The organism is Chroogloeocystis siderophila 5.2 s.c.1 (genome assembly GCF_001904655.1).
GTDB lineage: Bacteria > Cyanobacteriota > Cyanobacteriia > Cyanobacteriales > Chroococcidiopsidaceae > Chroogloeocystis > Chroogloeocystis siderophila.
This window is the reverse complement of the sequence record NZ_MRCC01000003.1, coordinates 301,204-316,936: the sequence shown is the minus strand read 5'-3', so window position 1 is coordinate 316,936 and position 15,733 is coordinate 301,204. Positions and strand designations below refer to the sequence as shown.

The window sequence follows — 15,733 nt, the reverse complement described above, 5'->3', positions numbered from 1 at the left end:
TTATCTCAACATTCAAAAATAATAAATTGACTTTGATTTTTTACGTAAATCTACTTAACAATGCTCGCTATGAGGAGAAAACGTAAGTAAAAATCAGTGAAACTTACCTAGGATTGCAGGTAAATAGTAGCTAAATTGAGTGCACATTTTATTGATACAGGTAACGGTGTCAACTGTAATTAATAGTAAAGCTTAAAGTTTGGCAATTGCGGAATAGAGAACATCATACATTTTTTGCACAATACGATAAAGAAATATGACAGTTATATACAATCCTTATTTAGTTATTGTCTCAGCATTTATTGCTGTACTTGCTTCTTATACCGCACTCGATTTAGCTGGTCGAGTAGCAACTTCTCAAGGCGCTGACCGCAAAGTATGGTTAGTAGGAGGTGCGATCGCAATGGGAACAGGCATATGGTCAATGCACTTTATTGCTATGCTTGCCTTCTCGTTACATAGCTCAGCACAACAAATTCCTATTGGCTACAATTTACCAATCACAATAATTTCCCTGTTAGCAGCTATATTTGCTGCTGGCTTATCACTCTCACTCGTTAGCCGCCCTCGCGTCGGTTTCCCAACTTTATTAACGAGTGCGATTTTGATGGGTGTTGGAATTGGGGCAATGCATTATCTGGGAATGGCAGCAATGCAAATGAGCGCAGTCATTCGTTACGATCCAATTTTATTTTTGCTTTCAGTAGCACTTGCGGTCGTTGTGTCGTTAGTCGCATTAAAACTGTCGATCAAATTCCGACGTCAAACTCAGAATATCAATAAAAAGCCCCAATTGATTATTAGCGCGCTTATTATGGGTGCTGGTATTCTGTTATTGCACTATACTGGCATGGCAGCCGCAAGATTTACCGAAGATTACGAACGCTATGTCGAGAGTGCGACGATTAATAATAGTTCCCTAGCATTCTACGTTGCTTGCTTCACGTTTCTTATCTTGGGTGCAACCTTGGCTATTACCTCCGACAAGGCTGGTAGAGAATACGGTATGCGAGATTATTAGTCAATTCTTAAAGATTTTAACTCGGACGTAAACAGCGAATCGCTTCTAAAAGACCCCTGGCTTTGTTCAGGGTTTCTTCGTACTCCTTATCAGGGTCAGAATCCGCAACTAAACCAGCCCCAGCTTGCACACTTACCGTTTGGTTGCGGACAATCATCGTGCGAATGGCGATCGCGCTATTGAGTTGTCCTTCAAAATCGTAATAACCATACGCACCCGAATAAGGTCCGCGACGGCATTTTTCCAATTCATAAATAATTTCCATCGCTCGAATCTTTGGCGCACCACTGACTGTTCCTGCGGGAAAGCAAGCTTTGAGTAAATTCCAAGCACTTTGTCCAGGCGCAAGTTCTCCTACGACATTGCTGACGATATGCATCACGTGCGAATATCGCTCAATTACCATCAATTCGTCAACTTTGACTGTACCGCTTCGGCAAACACGTCCGAGATCGTTGCGTCCCAAATCAACAAGCATCACGTGTTCCGCAACTTCTTTTGGGTCTTGTAATAAATCTTCTGCTAAAGCCGCATCTTCTTGCGGTGTTTTACCTCGAGGGCGCGTTCCGGCGATTGGTCGTACTGTTGCTATCAGGCGATTATTTTCATCGCGTTCCGCCTTGACCATCACTTCGGGACTCGAACCAATAATTTGCCAATCATGGAAGTGAAAATAAGCCATGTATGGCGAAGGATTAATCAAGCGTAAAGAACGATACAGCGAAAACGGATCGCCTGAGTATTTAGTAGACAGTCGCTGCGAGAGAACAACTTGGAAAATATCGCCAGCATGAATATATTCTTTCGCTTTTTGGACATTCGCACAAAAGGCGGCGCGCGACGTGTTGCTTGCATAGTCTAGCTTGGGAGTATTACTAATAGGCGGAGTCCATTCTAAAACAGTATCTTTAGACGACAAAGATAGCTGTAGCTTGCTAACCATTTGAGCCACGCGGTTTTCGGCTTTTTGATATGCTTGCTGCAAATCGCCTTGCGCCTCGCGTAGATCGGCATAAGCAACCGCCCAGATTTTGCGCTTAACTTGGTCAAAAATCAAGAGATGATCAACCTGCATCCATAATCCATCAGGTAAATCTGTATCGCTGGCTTCATGAACTGGAACGCGCGGTTCGATCCAACGAATTAATTCATATCCCCAAAACCCAAACAAGCCACCAATTCCTGGAGGAAGTTGCGGCAACTTCACAGGATGATAAGGGGCTAAACACTCGGCTAAAACTGTAAACGGATCGCCCTCAAAGACAATTTCCGAACCATCTCGATGGCGTTGTGTTGTGCGATTTCCCCTAGCTTCTAAAATCCACAGCGGATCGCAGCCAACGAAGCTATAGCGCCCGATGTTCTCGCCACCTTCTACCGATTCCAACAAAAAGCTATACGGTTGATTCCAACAAACCTTGTACCAAGCAGAAACAGGCGTGTCTAAATCAGCGACCCATTCTTGGTACACTGGCACGAAATTGCCTTGCTGCGCTAAGGCTGAGAACTCGGAAAAATTAGGGAAAACCATAACAAACTATAAGTTGTCAGCCAAGACTTTAGCTGTCCATGAATTTTAGAAGCATAAAAGCCAGAAGGCAGAGTGTCGCTTTTAATGACTCTAGCTTCTGGCTCTGACTTGTAACTAAGAGGTGAGGCTTAGGGTTCTTGAATTTACCCCAAAGGAGTTTAATCAAGGAAACCCTATCCTGAATTAGATAGATAAAGATAGCTTACATCTCAATACCTTGCCGAGGAAGCGAGCCAGATTTAGTATCCTGAGAACCTTTTCCAGCTTCACTAGATTTTGGTCCTGGCGCGTTGTAAGTGGTCATTCCACTAAACTTCAATTTAGCTGGATCGGGATTCTTCCCAATATTACGGTCAACGTATCCAACTTTTTGACGACCTTCATTGACTTTTTCAGGGAAGACGCCATCACTTGGGTGGAGGTATTGAACTTCGCCATTGGGATAAACACGGTAAATTTTATAGTCCGTGATTCTGAATTTGGCGCGTAATTGTTGACCTCCTAATGCAATGCAGTACTCTTTACGCGCAAGTTCCAGCTTGTTAGGACCTTGCTGCATAATCGCAGTACCACCAGTGGGCATTTCAAATACTTGCTGTTTAGGGCTAGTCCAAGTAATGACGTACTTTTCTTCTCGAAATGCTTTTGTTAATAATCCGCCGGTGCTGCCACCGAAAATTGGTGTTTGACCCGAAAGTTCTTCTGCCATAAGTTAACTTCCTTGAGGTTTTTAGGGCATCGTAGCACCGCGATCGCCCTTGTCTCACTACTATGTTAGGAACTGTTACAGTTGGAGCCGAAAAGCAGAGGGGAAATGATTTGTAGTTTTTATTTAGTAAAATGGTATAAGAGGGAAAAGTAGTATTTTCGGCTCTCCCACACTCCCCACACCTCCGACACTTCCACTAGCCACTTGTCACTAATGACATTTGCTCGTGACGATTTTCACTAATGGGAACTGTAAAATGAAACTGGCTGCCTCGATCTTTTCCCGCAGATTCTGCCCAAATTTGACCGCCCCAGCTATTGACAATTTGACGACAAATTGCTAACCCTAAACCTGTGCCACCTGCGGTGCGGCGTAGCGCTCCTTCTTCTTGATAAAAGCGGTCAAAGACGACTTCTAAGCGGTTAGGTTCGATTCCGCGACCTGTGTCAGCGACGATCACTTCAAGCATTTGGCTGCCATTACAACGCGCTGCGATCATAATTTGACCGTCAGTTGGTGTAAATTTACAAGCATTATCCAGGAGTTTGGAAATTACCTCAACGAGCCAATCGCCATCAACTCGCACTAACGGTAATTCTTGAGGAATTTGAATCACAATTTCTGGCAAATCTTCCGCGCTTGTCCGCGTACGCGTGCGGCTAATCGCTAAGCTGATGCACTCTTCTAGCGGTAAAGACTCAAGATGCCATTGGATACGACCACTTTCTAAGTTGGAGAGCGTCAAGAAGTCTTGAATTAACTTGCGCATCCGCTCTGAGTCTGCTAATGCCGTATTGAGCATAACTTGCTGTAGTTCGAGCGGCATATCAGGTTCACTTGCAAGGCTTTCTAAACATACTTGGATCGTTGAAAGCGGTGTGCGTAGTTCGTGACCTGTGATCGCGATTAAATTGCTACGAGTACGGTCTAATGCCTCTAGCTGCTGATTGAGATCTTCTAAGTTAGCATAGGCTTCAGCTTGGATTAAGGTAGCACCGATTTGAGTTGCGATCGCTTCTACCAACGCTGTATCATCTTTTTGCCATTGATAAGTCGTCTCACCACAATGATGTAACTCAATAATTCCTAACAATTTGCCTTGATAGAATATCGGCACCATCAACCAAGAGCGAATTGCCCATTGCTCAACAACAGTTGATAAAACTTGAGAGGTACCAATTCGTTCATCGCTATGAGTATCAGCAACATAAACACGCTCCTGCTGCTGTAAAACTTCTTGAAATAAGGGATTTTGCCGTAAAGGCAGCTTTTTTCCAATGAGCGATGAGACTTCTGCGGAACTGACAAACTCATGGCTAATTGTCGCCGTAGCATCTGTTGATTGCGCGCGATAAATTAAGCAGCGACTCGCATAAACTGCTTTGCCTAACTGCTGTACGGCTACCTTCAAAATTTCTTGTGGATGCAGCGGCTGACCGCTATCGCTACCCCGACGAATTGCCGCAGTAATCGAGTTCACCAAACGTTCTTTGCGCTCTTGCAATGCGATCGAACCATACGCTTTGAGCAACTTGTATTGACTCGCTTGCAGATAGGTGACTAAGCGCTGCACAAAAGGATCTGAATCAACGCGCTGTGATGAGCGTTGTTTCCCGACTACCTTGCGCGTCGATGTTGAAGATGCACGACTCGAAAAACGTAACAAACCAAAGTCGCGCTGCGCTTGGTTAATTTTAGTGCGTAATTCCGGTCGATACGTCAAAATCCGTTGTAGCAAAATATCGGCGGCAATATGACTCGCTTCGCGGTCTGATGTCCAAATTCCCTCAAATTGGCGCGCTGGGTCTATGTCAAAACTGACGGGTAATTCAGCTGAATATAGCTCCAGTGCTGGATTTTGCCGTTCGCGGCATACTAGACACGTTGTGTAGTGTTGTGAAATAACAACTAAATGCCACTCATGACGTAACGCATCTTGATAGGGATCAAAAGCTACTGTCTCATATTCTTCTGATGCGTTAGAAAAATCAGTTTCGGCTGCCGCAAGCACATAAACTTGATTGCTTTTTTGCGCGAGTCGGTGGTAACGATTTGCTTCCTGGCGATAAAAACTTTCCCGTTGAAAACTAGCGATAAGCAGTGGGTTCTCCGTCATCGCAGCTAGTACTTGATCTTCCATGGCGTGCGACAGCGCCGTTAAAGAAGATTTGAAATAAATTTGAGTTCGCAGTTGAGGCAAGGCTTGCAGTAACTCGCTCACTACCGAAGTCTTAATACTCATGCGGTCTTTCTCTCTCACTGCACCTGAATCTCCCACCGCTCTCTTGTGCCATCATAGCTATCCGCCAACATATTTATTTTCCAATCTCTGTAAGTTTTTGTAGCGGAAGCGTAACCATTCTTGGTTTAAATTAAGAGTTCTCTATCAACTTATCCTACCGAGCTTAGTGCTTGCTGCGTTGCTTACAATCGTGATTTCTTTTGAGAAGTCAGCAAAAAATTTAACTTTCTTCCTTCACTCTGGTTGATCCATCGCCAGACTACTGTCAAAGTGGCATAACTCAAGTTACAATTCTGAAAATTTACATCGTTACTTAAAAAACTTGCACGGACTGCATCCCTCTAGTGGTATATCTGCATAAAGAAGGTAGTGCTTTGTCAAGTACAAGCAAATTATACTGGCGTTAAGTTTAATGCCAGTTCAGTTAATGATCCTGTTATTGGTGCATACCTAGTAATGAAAATTGCCCAAGTTGCTCCTTTATGGGAGCGCGTTCCGCCCTTTCGCTATGGTGGTATCGAACTCATTGTCAGTTTATTGACTGATGAGTTGGTTCGCCGTGGTCATGAAGTAACTTTGTTTGCCTCTGGTGACTCGATTACAACGGCACATTTAATGTCAGTACATGAGCAAGCTTTGCGGCTTGATCCGAGTATTCGAGAGCCAGGAATTTATGAACAACTGATGTTGTCTGACGTTTATAGCTCAGCGCATCACTTTGATATCATTCATTCACACGTAGGCTGTGCAGCGCTGCCGTATACTCATTTTGTCAAAACGCCGACTGTACACACAATGCACGGTATCTTTACACCTGATAATGAAAAAATGTTTCGGCGATTTGCTTGGCAACCGTACATTAGTATCAGTGAGGCACAACGCGAACCTCGCTTAGGTTTAAACTACATTCATACGGTTTATAACGGCATTGATACCGCGGCTTATCCCTTTCAACCTACACCAGCACAACCCGCATATCTTGCGTTTGTTGGCAGACTTTCCCCAGAAAAAGGACCACTGCAAGCGATTCAAATTGCGCGTGCTGCTGGTTTACCATTAAAAATGGCGGGCAAGATTGATGCTGTTGACCGCGATTTTTACCGAGAAAAAATAGAGTCAGAAATTGATGGCGAGCAGATTCAGTATTTAGGTGAAGTTTCTCACGAGCAGAAAGTAGAATTGCTACGTGGAGCTACAGTAACGCTATTTCCCATCACCTGGCGCGAACCCTTTGGCTTGGTGATGATCGAGTCTATGGCAACAGGTACACCTGTCATTGGTATGGGACTGGGTTCGGTGCCTGAAGTAATCGCGCATGGAAAAACTGGCTTCGTCTGCCATTCTTTGGAAAAAATGATTGAGGCGATTCCAGCGGCAATGAAACTTAATCGCCAAACTTGCCGCGATTATGTTGTCAACCACTTTAGCGTTCAGTCTATGACGGATGAGTACGAAAAAGCGTTTCAAATGGTATTGTCTTGATAATCGCAGCACGCTAGCCAAAATGTAATTTATAAAGTCAAAAGTCATTGTTAGTTTCTACTGACTTTTGACTCCTGACTTGCTGTCAAATCTCTTTGACGCAATATTAGCTGAAATTATTAAATGTATTTACAATAGTTTATGAAGAGTCAGTTACATATTAGAAATAGAGTAAAGCTGAGAAGTCAACAATTTCTAGCTTACATAAGCTATTTTTGACGTTAACTCAGTAAAAGCAAGACATCATACTATGAATTATTGTGTTAAGTTTTAATTCTATTTTTCTCTAAATCTCAGGTTGAATACCTACTCTCGTCTGAGAAAATTGTGTGAGGATTGCTCAAAGCGGTTGTTTGGCAGGTCAGACACTGTGAAGGCAAGTGCGCGAGAAATATACATCAAATTGTGAAAGCGGAAATATTTGGCATGACACCAGATACGCTGATGACAACCGATAAACTCGATCTGGATGGAAGAATTTTTGTTCCAGCACATCAGTTACCTATTCCTGAATGGCCTTGTGTGTTAAGTGAACGACCGCAACCAACGCTGACAGTCAAAGATGACGATTTATTTCTAGTTACTGATACGCTTGGAAATATTTCTGGCTGTGTGGGTGTCGTTGATGAGCAAAAAGCTAGTATGGGGCTATTTTGCAACGATACTCGCTTTCTCAGTCGGTTAGAGATGCAAATCGAAGGGCGATCGCCTGTTCTTCTCAGCAGTACCGCTGATAAAGGCTTTTTGCTTTCCATCTTGTGTACTAATCCGACAATTGAAGACCGTCTAAACGCTGATGCACTAGGAATTCGCCGCGAGATTGCGCTAGGAGGCGCACTGTTTGAAGAAATCGAAATCACAAATTACAGTACCAGTTCGGTCAGCTTTGAACTGAGTCTCAGCTTTGACGCTGATTTTATTGATTTATTTGAAATTCGGGGGTTTCGGCGGGAAAAACGCGGTCAATTGCTACGTCTGGCGCAACCGGTTAGCGATCGTGGCGATGAAGCCTTGCGTGACGGTGCAGCTGCTTACCGTTTGAGTCAACAAGAAGAACTGACTTTAGCTTATCAAGGCTTAGATGGGTTACTGATGGAATCGCGCATTCAGTTCCAGCATCTCAAGCCAAAGCTTTTTAAAGGTTATACCGCAGTTTGGCAGATGGAAATAGCTTCGCACCAAACGCAGAAGTTAGGCTATCGGCTACAAATGTTTACCCATCACCAACCAACTTCTACAGTGAGCGCGCCGACGACTCTCGTGCAGGCAAAAGCAGCTGAGTTACTAGAAGAGCAAAATTGGCGACAACACATTACGCAAATTCGCTCAGACAAAGTCATTTTTAACCGTACCATCGAACGCGCTGAACAAGATCTATATCTCTTACGACAGTCAATCGGGAAAGATTTTGGTAACAGCAAAGTTGTCTCAGCAGGAGTTCCCTGGTTCTCGGCATTGTTTGGTCGAGACTCGCTGATTACGGCGTCGCAAACATTAATGTTAAACCCTGCGATCGCCCGCGAAACACTCGTAATTCTCGCAGCTTACCAAGGTAAAGTAGAAGACGAGTGGCGCGAAGAAGAACCAGGTAAGATTTTGCATGAGCTACGTATGGGCGAAATGGCGCGTTGCCAAGAAGTTCCCCATACCCCCTACTACGGCACAATCGATGCAACTCCTTTATGGTTGATGCTCTACGCAGAATACTATGCTTGGACACACGACAATGAAACGCTAGAGCAACTGTGGTCGAATGCGCTAGCCGCGATGGAGTGGATCGACCGCAATTGTCAAAAAAACGGATACCTCAGCTACTTCCGAACTTCCCGACGCGGTTTAGTTAACCAAGGCTGGAAAGATTCGGGTGACTGTATTGTAGATCGTCATGGACACTTAGCAACCGGACCAATTGCACTTTGCGAAGTCCAAGCTTATGTTTATGCAGCAAAAATCCGCTTGGCAGAAATTGCCCGTATGAAAAAGCGGATCGACTTAGCAGATCGCTGGCAAGACGATGCAAATCGCTTGAAAGAGCGATTCAACCGTGACTTTTGGATGGTTGATCAAGATTACTGTGCTTTAGCTTTAGACGGCGAAGGCAAACAAGTTGATAGTATTACTTCTAATCCTGGTCATTGTCTACACCTGGGAATTCTCACCCCTGAAAAAGCGTATAGTGTAGCCGAACGCTTACGCGCACCGGATATGTTTAATGGATGGGGCATTCGCACTTTGAGTAGTTTGTCGCCAGCCTATAATCCGATGGGGTATCACATCGGTTCAGTTTGGCCGCATGATAATTCGATGATTGCGATGGGCGTGCGATCGCTCGGATTAATCGATCAAGCGCTCGAACTTTCTCAAAGTATTCTTGAGATGACGCAACGTCAACCGTATCAACGTCCACCTGAATTGTTTTGCGGCTACGAACGCACGAACGATAACGATCCCGTACAGTATCCAGTCGCGTGTTCGCCGCAGGCTTGGGCGACAGGTAGTATCTTTCAGTTACTACAAATGATGGTCAACCTTGTTCCTGATACTAAAAACAATTGCTTACGGATCATTGACCCTGCTTTACCCGAAGCGATTAATACTTTATCAATACACAATTTGCGCGTTGGTCCTACTTTACTTGATTTAGAATTTGAGCGATCAGGCAATACAACTGCGTGCCGCGTTGCTAAGAAACGCGGTAATTTGCGAGTTGTGATTGAAGCTTAAGTAATGAGTTCACTTTTCCATTGCTTATCTAATAGCCAAAGCGTCACTATCACTTGAAACTTTTTATAACACTTTGTTGCGTTTTGTATACTTTTCCTTCGGTTTTCGTAAATTCCCTGCGGATCTCTGTCTAAAGGGGAATGCTATAGAGAGAGATTTTTGTATTGTACGATACCCCAGCGAGATGAGCGAGTCATGGACTACAGCGGTTGGAATATTTTTGAAACTCAGTTCGATCCAGCACAATTGCACCACAAGGAGACACTGTTTACTTTAGGCAACGGTTATCTTGGTACACGCGGGAGCTTTGAAGAGGGCTACCCAAATGCCAGCACGGCAACTATGATTAACGGTGTATACGATGACGTTCCCGTGATGCATACGGAACTTGTCAACTGTCCTGATTCGTTGCCGTTAACAGTATACATAGGAAGCGATCGCTTTTGTTTGAATCAAGGCGAGATATTAGAATATCAGCGCCAGCTAGACTTACGCTGGGGGATCGTAAGCCGTGACGTCTTGTGGCGTAGTCCAAGTGGACATACTGTTAAGTTCCACTTTGAGCGGATGATTAGTATGGCAGACGATCACGCCTTAGTATTGTACTGCCAGATAACACCCATTGATTTTACTGGTGCGATCGCCCTCGAAGCAAGCATCAATGGCAACATCGATAACCACGGTGTCAAGCATTGGGATTGGCTCGAACAAGGCGGTAGCAACAATCAAGCGTGGTTACACCAACGCTGTATTCATTCGGGAATTGAGCTAGGGATGGCGTTTCAACTCGCGTGTTCGGAAGCAACCCCTATTAAATTCACTGGAAGCCCAGGCACCCCGACACTAACGACATCATTTCAGGCACAACCAGGGAAAACTGTCACTTTAGAAAAAATTGTTACAGTTTTTACTTCGCTGGAAGTAAGTCAACCCGTAGCTGCTGCGCAAGAACGGTTAGCAAGTTTACCGAGTTATTCAACTTTACTCGCAGCCCATGGCGCGGTATGGGATGAGTTATGGCAAGACTGCGATATTGCTATTGCTGGTGACTCCACCGCTCAAGTTGCAGTTCGTTACAATTTATTCCAACTGCTTGCAGCAGCACCAAGACACAACAACCGCGTGAGTATTCCAGCAAAAACGCTGTCTGGATTTGCGTATCGCGGACACGTCTTTTGGGATACGGAAGTCTTTATCGTTCCTTTCTTTACTTTCACGCAACCGCAAATCGCGCGCAACTTACTGTCTTATCGCTACCACACACTAGAAGGCGCAAGACGTAAGGCGCAAGCCGCAGGATATGAAGGCGCAATGTTTGCATGGGAAAGCGCGAATACAGGCGATGAAGTGACTCCACGTTGGGTATTTAGTCCTGATGGCGAACCTGTACGTATCTGGTGTGGTGATATTGAAGTTCATATCAATTCGGATATCGCTTACGCGGTTTGGCATTACTGGCAAGCAACACGCGATGATGATTGGATGCAACGCGAGGGAGCAGAAATTATACTTGATACCGCAGTATTTTGGGGTAGCCGCGTCGAATGGAACAGCGATCGCCAGCGTTATGAAATTCGCGATGTCATCGGTCCTGATGAAAACCACGAGCGTGTTAACAATAACACATTTACCAACCGCATGGCGCAGTGGCACTTGGAAATTGCGTTAACGGTATACGATTGGTTACAGCAACACTATCCAGAAAAGGCAACAGAGTTAGCGCAAAAGTTGGATATTCGACCGGAACGAATCAAGCGTTGGTCGCATATTATCCGATGTATGCTCGTGGCTCAACCTACAGACACAGAAGTTATCGAGCAATTTGAGGGCTTCTTTGACTTAGAAGATATCGACTGGCACGATTATCAGTGGCGTACGCAGTCGATGCAGGCGATTCTCGGCGTTGAAGGAACAAACGAAAAGCAAATTCTTAAACAGCCCGATATCTTGATGCTGTTATACCTGCTACGAGATCAGCCATTGCGGACTGAGATGAGTGCCCAGCAGCGGCGTCAGCTATTGCAAGCAAATTGGAATTACTATACCCCCCGCACCGATCACACTTACGGTTCTTCGCTAGGTCCTGCGATTCATGCGATTTTAGCGTGTGAATTAGACGATCCTGCTGCTGCTTACGAACATTTTATGCGAGCAGCGCTGGTAGACATCAAAGATGTGCGTGGTAATGCTGCGGAAGGCATTCATGCAGCTTCGGCGGGTGGCGTATGGCAAGCAGTTATTGCTGGTTTTGCAGGCGTGCGTTTAACCGAAGCGGGACCTGTTGTTGAGCGATCGCATTTACCATCGAACTGGACGCGTTTGCAGTTTAAGCTGCAATGGCGACAACAGTGGTACAAGTTTGACATCTCACCCGATGCCGTACTTATGACAACACACAAACCGGAAGCCTCAGGAATGTATTCTGAGGAGATAACTCAAGTCAGACCCAATCGTACACTCAGCGATCGCTGTCCCATAACTCCGTTGCGGGGCGTCATTTTTGACTTAGATGGTGTTTTAACCGACACGTCTGAGTATCATTATTTAGCCTGGAAGCAACTTGCCGATGAAATTGGGATTTCCTTTGATCGTCAAGCTAACGAGCAAATGCGGGGCTTGTCACGCCGTGATTCACTGTTACATATGTTAGGCGATTACGCCGTGAGTGAAGCCCAACTTCAGGAAATGATGGTACGAAAAAATAGCTACTACGAGCAGTTGATTCAAAATCTCACACCAGCAGATCTACTTCCAGGAGCACTTGAATTATTAGATGAATTGCAAGCTGCGGATATTAAAGTTGCGATCGGTTCATCGAGTAAAAACGCCCGCCTTGTGTGTCAACGCTTGGGAATTGCGGAACGCTTGAATGCGATCGCTGATGGCTATAGTGTTGAACATCATAAACCAGCCCCTAATGTCTTTCTGTATGCAGCCCAACAGTTAGGCTTGCAGCCCCACGAGTGCCTCGTTGTGGAAGACGCAGGTTCAGGAGTTGCAGCCGGATTAGCCGCCGGAATGTGGGTTTTGGGACTTGGACCCGTTGAACGCGTTGGTCATGCTCATCTAGTCCGCAATAACTTAGCTGGGCTAAAGTGGCAACAACTTGTAGTAGATCTAGAGCAATCTCAAATGCTTGTTTGTCGTGACTAGTATGAATAAACTCGTGGGTAGGCATCTTGCCTGCCCTATTTCTATCGGTAAAAACCACTTGCATGGATGCGACTGCGAATAAATTTACCGCTATACAAACAAAGTCCACGGAGGTGGACTTTCTCCTCAAACTCTCAATCTTAGTGTGCCTCCGCACATTTTATTCATATAGCCCGAAGGAAGTCGGAAGGCATCTACGATTTCTACAAAAGATTTAATCAACTAAACCAAATTCCAGTGCTGAGAGATTCGTTCCCGTATGCACGACATTCTCTAGCTGAAAACCACTCGCTGTAAACAAGCGTTCATATTCCTTCTGAGTACGCCACGCGCCGCCAGGAACTGCCACCATAATTTGTGTTGCAAACAGTGATGGAATAATACCATCAGGACAAACTGTCGGTTCACCTAAATCGGGAACAATACATTGTAATAAAACGACCTTGCCGTGTTTTGGCAGTGCTTCTCGACAATGCCGTAGTATCGTCAGAGCATCCTCATCTTTCCACGAAGATAGAAAATACTTCATCACGATCGCATCCGCCCCAGTTGGCAACCCTTCAAAGACATCCCCTGTGACGATTTGGACAGCATCAGCCGCAACACCTTGTTTTTGTATATATGCAGGCGCTGTTTCTGTCACATAAGGCAAATCAAATAACATACCTTTACAGCCAAAGCGCTTGACAATTTTAGAAATTAACCCGCCTTGACCGCCACCAACATCCATTACTGTACCAAAGCGGCTAAAGTCAAAAACATCGAGCAAGGCATCAACAGCATGATCGGTTAAGAAACTCATCGCTTTGATGAAAACATCGCCACTCCAGTCTTCATCCCGCGTAAACTCATAAACCGTTTTGCCATTAGCACGCTCAAAAGGCACTTCACCAGTGTGTAAACACGTTTCTAACTCCTTCCAAGCATCCCACTGTGCGGGTTCAATAATATGCATCGCAAAATGCCCAATCGAAGGTTCGGCGTTTGTCACCAGCAGATCGGACACTTCAGTAGCAGCAAAAATTTTTCCGGGCTGTTCTTCTAAAACGCCTAAATGCCCCAAAGCACGCAGAATAACGTAGAGTTTTTCTGCTTTAGTTGCAGTTTTTTCTGCTAGCGTTTCGATACTTTGTGAACCTTCGGACAATATATTAAAAATATCTAGGCGCGTGGCTACGTATAAACACTGGCTTTCCCAGAAAGCTTGAATCATGCCAAAAACTTTCTTTTTGGCTTCCATGTTTTTTTGAGCAAGTGTTGTTGTCATTGAAACTCCGCTATAAATTAAATGTTTCAGGATTTAGGCGAAATTATGAAAGAACCACAAAGAACACAAAGGAGGACTCTTGCGTGCGGGGGTTTCCCTTGTTGAGCAAAGTGTCCATAGACACAAAGCTAATAGAGGGTTCTTGCGTAGGTTCGATATTTAAGAGGTAGGTAAGATGTCTACTCTACAAGCTGCTAGTCTTTTCTTGATGAATCAATCGCCTCCCAACTGCACCAGCTTGCCAATGTTAAAGTCAATGCGTTCCCAGCCTTTCAGTTGACGTACATTGTTGAGAATGAGCAGGGGAATTTGCCAGTGGTTGACTCCCAGAAACGGTAGAGGATCGCGAGGATGAAACACTGGGTCTACGCCATTAAAAATAATACCGAGCCGATACTGTAGATCTTGCCAAGATTTGACTTTTGTTATTAATCGCCAAAGCTCGTGGAATGTCCAATAAGTCGGCTTACTATCAGGTAAAGGCTGCACAGGTTCTTTCAGTATTGACGCACTACTACTGAGGTAAGCATCTGCCACTACTTTTGGCTGGTCGTGGAACATTGTAATACAAGTACTCGTTCGTGGATTGCATTCAATCGGATACACTGTGCCATCTTCTGCTTGAATAAAGTCCAAGCAAATTTGCCCTGTCAAGTTAAGGGCTTTAACAAAGCGTGTTACCCAATCGAGAATTGCTGGATTGTAATCATGTTCGTAGTTGACTAAAAAGTCGCAGGATTTGGAACACGCGTAAAGCATCAGCTTTCCCTCTCGAACGACAGCGTGAGTACAGTACTCTTGCCCTTTGAGAAACTCCTGCATAATCCAGGGGTTTTCTTCGCTGATTGGCAAACTGTGAACGTATTTCGCCATTGTTGCGGGCGCGCAGGGCAATTTCAACAAAGCTAGGCGGTTAATCGAGTCGTAAGCAATGCTTTTGAGAATATACTGGCTACCGTCAGTGGCGAAGTCGAAGTTGAGGACTTGTTCTGGGTTTGTAATCAGGAAGGTTTTCGGTGCAGACAACCCGACAGAATGCGCTTTTTGGTTGAAAGTGAACTTGTTGTCTAGTAACTTTGTTGTTTCAGCGTCAAAAGCAAAAACCTCGCAGTAAGGCGACAATGCTGGTTTTGCTAAGGAGTCGTAATAGCTAGCAACTGGGCTAGATACGGGAATGAACATATCAATTTTTTCTTGCTTGACAATGTTCAATAATCCTTGAATGTAGCCTTCAGCATCATGTTGTGGTGCGGGAACTGTGTATAAAGCTTCTACGCAGTTAGAAAACTGATTGCCTGATAACCAGTATTTTTTGGTTTCTACCATGAAAACCTGATGCCCAGCCGCATGAAATGATCGCGCCAAGGTTAAGCACTTTGTCATTTTGGCACCAGTCAGCAAAATCCGTTTGGGTTTCACCTGCACGCGGTGCTTTTGAAATAAGCTTGTCAGCGAACTCCAAAGCAGCGCACCAACAACAACGCTCAAAGAAAACGGAAAAGCCAATAAAAGTAAAGTCAAAGTACCGAGGCTTTTAAGCGAAGCAAAAGTTCGCTCGCGGATAGTTTGTCCTGATTGCATGATTACACGCCTTAGAAAACGGA

The 15,733-nt window shown here is 44.8% G+C and carries 8 protein-coding genes and 1 pseudogene; 4 read left to right on the top strand and 5 right to left on the bottom strand.

Going from position 1 to position 15,733, the window contains the following annotated elements; genetic code table 11:
• Positions 1–256 precede the first annotated feature (256 nt).
• Complete coding sequence (locus NIES1031_RS04800) at positions 257–1,021, top strand: MHYT domain-containing protein (protein WP_073548346.1); 765 nt, start codon at positions 257–259, stop codon at positions 1,019–1,021.
• A gap of 16 nt (positions 1,022–1,037) precedes the next feature.
• On the opposite strand, the gene trpE is transcribed toward NIES1031_RS04800, so the two are convergent.
• The 3 genes and pseudogenes from trpE to NIES1031_RS04785 all read right to left on the bottom strand — a co-directional run bounded on the left by trpE (position 1,038) and on the right by NIES1031_RS04785 (position 5,503).
• Complete coding sequence (trpE, locus tag NIES1031_RS04795; RefSeq protein ID WP_073548345.1) at positions 1,038–2,552, bottom strand: anthranilate synthase component I; 1,515 nt, start codon at positions 2,550–2,552, stop codon at positions 1,038–1,040.
• Positions 2,553–2,841: 289 nt separating this feature from the next.
• Positions 2,842–3,261, bottom strand: a pseudogene (psaD, locus tag NIES1031_RS04790) (photosystem I reaction center subunit II); the annotation flags it as partial.
• Positions 3,262–3,457: 196 nt separating this feature from the next.
• Positions 3,458–5,503 (bottom strand): DICT sensory domain-containing protein, encoded by a 2,046-nt coding sequence (locus NIES1031_RS04785; protein WP_073548343.1) that lies wholly within the window; start codon positions 5,501–5,503, stop codon positions 3,458–3,460.
• A gap of 369 nt (positions 5,504–5,872) precedes the next feature.
• On the opposite strand from NIES1031_RS04785, the gene NIES1031_RS04780 reads away from it, so the two are divergent.
• The 3 genes from NIES1031_RS04780 (at position 5,873) to pgmB (ending at position 12,862) form a co-directional block, all read left to right on the top strand.
• Complete coding sequence (locus tag NIES1031_RS04780; RefSeq protein ID WP_218596664.1) at positions 5,873–6,985, top strand: glycosyltransferase family 4 protein; 1,113 nt, start codon at positions 5,873–5,875, stop codon at positions 6,983–6,985.
• A gap of 426 nt (positions 6,986–7,411) precedes the next feature.
• Positions 7,412–9,709, top strand: a complete 2,298-nt coding sequence (locus NIES1031_RS04775; RefSeq protein WP_073548342.1) for an amylo-alpha-1,6-glucosidase — start codon at positions 7,412–7,414, stop codon at positions 9,707–9,709.
• 159 nt (positions 9,710–9,868) lie between these two features.
• On the top strand, positions 9,869–12,862 hold the full coding sequence (gene pgmB / locus NIES1031_RS04770) for a beta-phosphoglucomutase (protein WP_236738719.1): 2,994 nt from the start codon (positions 9,869–9,871) through the stop codon (positions 12,860–12,862).
• Between the two features lie 214 nt (positions 12,863–13,076).
• Here pgmB and NIES1031_RS04765 read toward each other — a convergent pair whose 3' ends face one another.
• Both NIES1031_RS04765 and NIES1031_RS04760 read right to left on the bottom strand, forming a co-directional pair.
• Positions 13,077–14,129, bottom strand: coding sequence for a methyltransferase (locus NIES1031_RS04765; protein WP_073548340.1), 1,053 nt, complete (start codon positions 14,127–14,129; stop codon positions 13,077–13,079).
• A gap of 213 nt (positions 14,130–14,342) precedes the next feature.
• Complete coding sequence (locus tag NIES1031_RS04760) at positions 14,343–15,710, bottom strand: ATP-grasp domain-containing protein (protein WP_073548339.1); 1,368 nt, start codon at positions 15,708–15,710, stop codon at positions 14,343–14,345.
• Positions 15,711–15,733 lie beyond the last annotated feature (23 nt).

What these genes read in the sequence shown, in the direction of transcription:
- NIES1031_RS04785 (WP_073548343.1), bottom strand. Translation starts at nt 5,503, where the DNA reads ATGAGTATTAAGACTTCGGTAGTGAGCGAGTTACTGCAAGCCTTGCCT.
- NIES1031_RS04800 (WP_073548346.1), top strand. Translation starts at nt 257, where the DNA reads ATGACAGTTATATACAATCCTTATTTAGTTATTGTCTCAGCATTTATT.
- NIES1031_RS04775 (WP_073548342.1), top strand. Translation starts at nt 7,412, where the DNA reads ATGACACCAGATACGCTGATGACAACCGATAAACTCGATCTGGATGGA.
- NIES1031_RS04765 (WP_073548340.1), bottom strand. Translation starts at nt 14,129, where the DNA reads ATGACAACAACACTTGCTCAAAAAAACATGGAAGCCAAAAAGAAAGTT.
- trpE (WP_073548345.1), bottom strand. Translation starts at nt 2,552, where the DNA reads ATGGTTTTCCCTAATTTTTCCGAGTTCTCAGCCTTAGCGCAGCAAGGC.
- NIES1031_RS04760 (WP_073548339.1), bottom strand. Translation starts at nt 15,710, where the DNA reads ATGCAATCAGGACAAACTATCCGCGAGCGAACTTTTGCTTCGCTTAAA.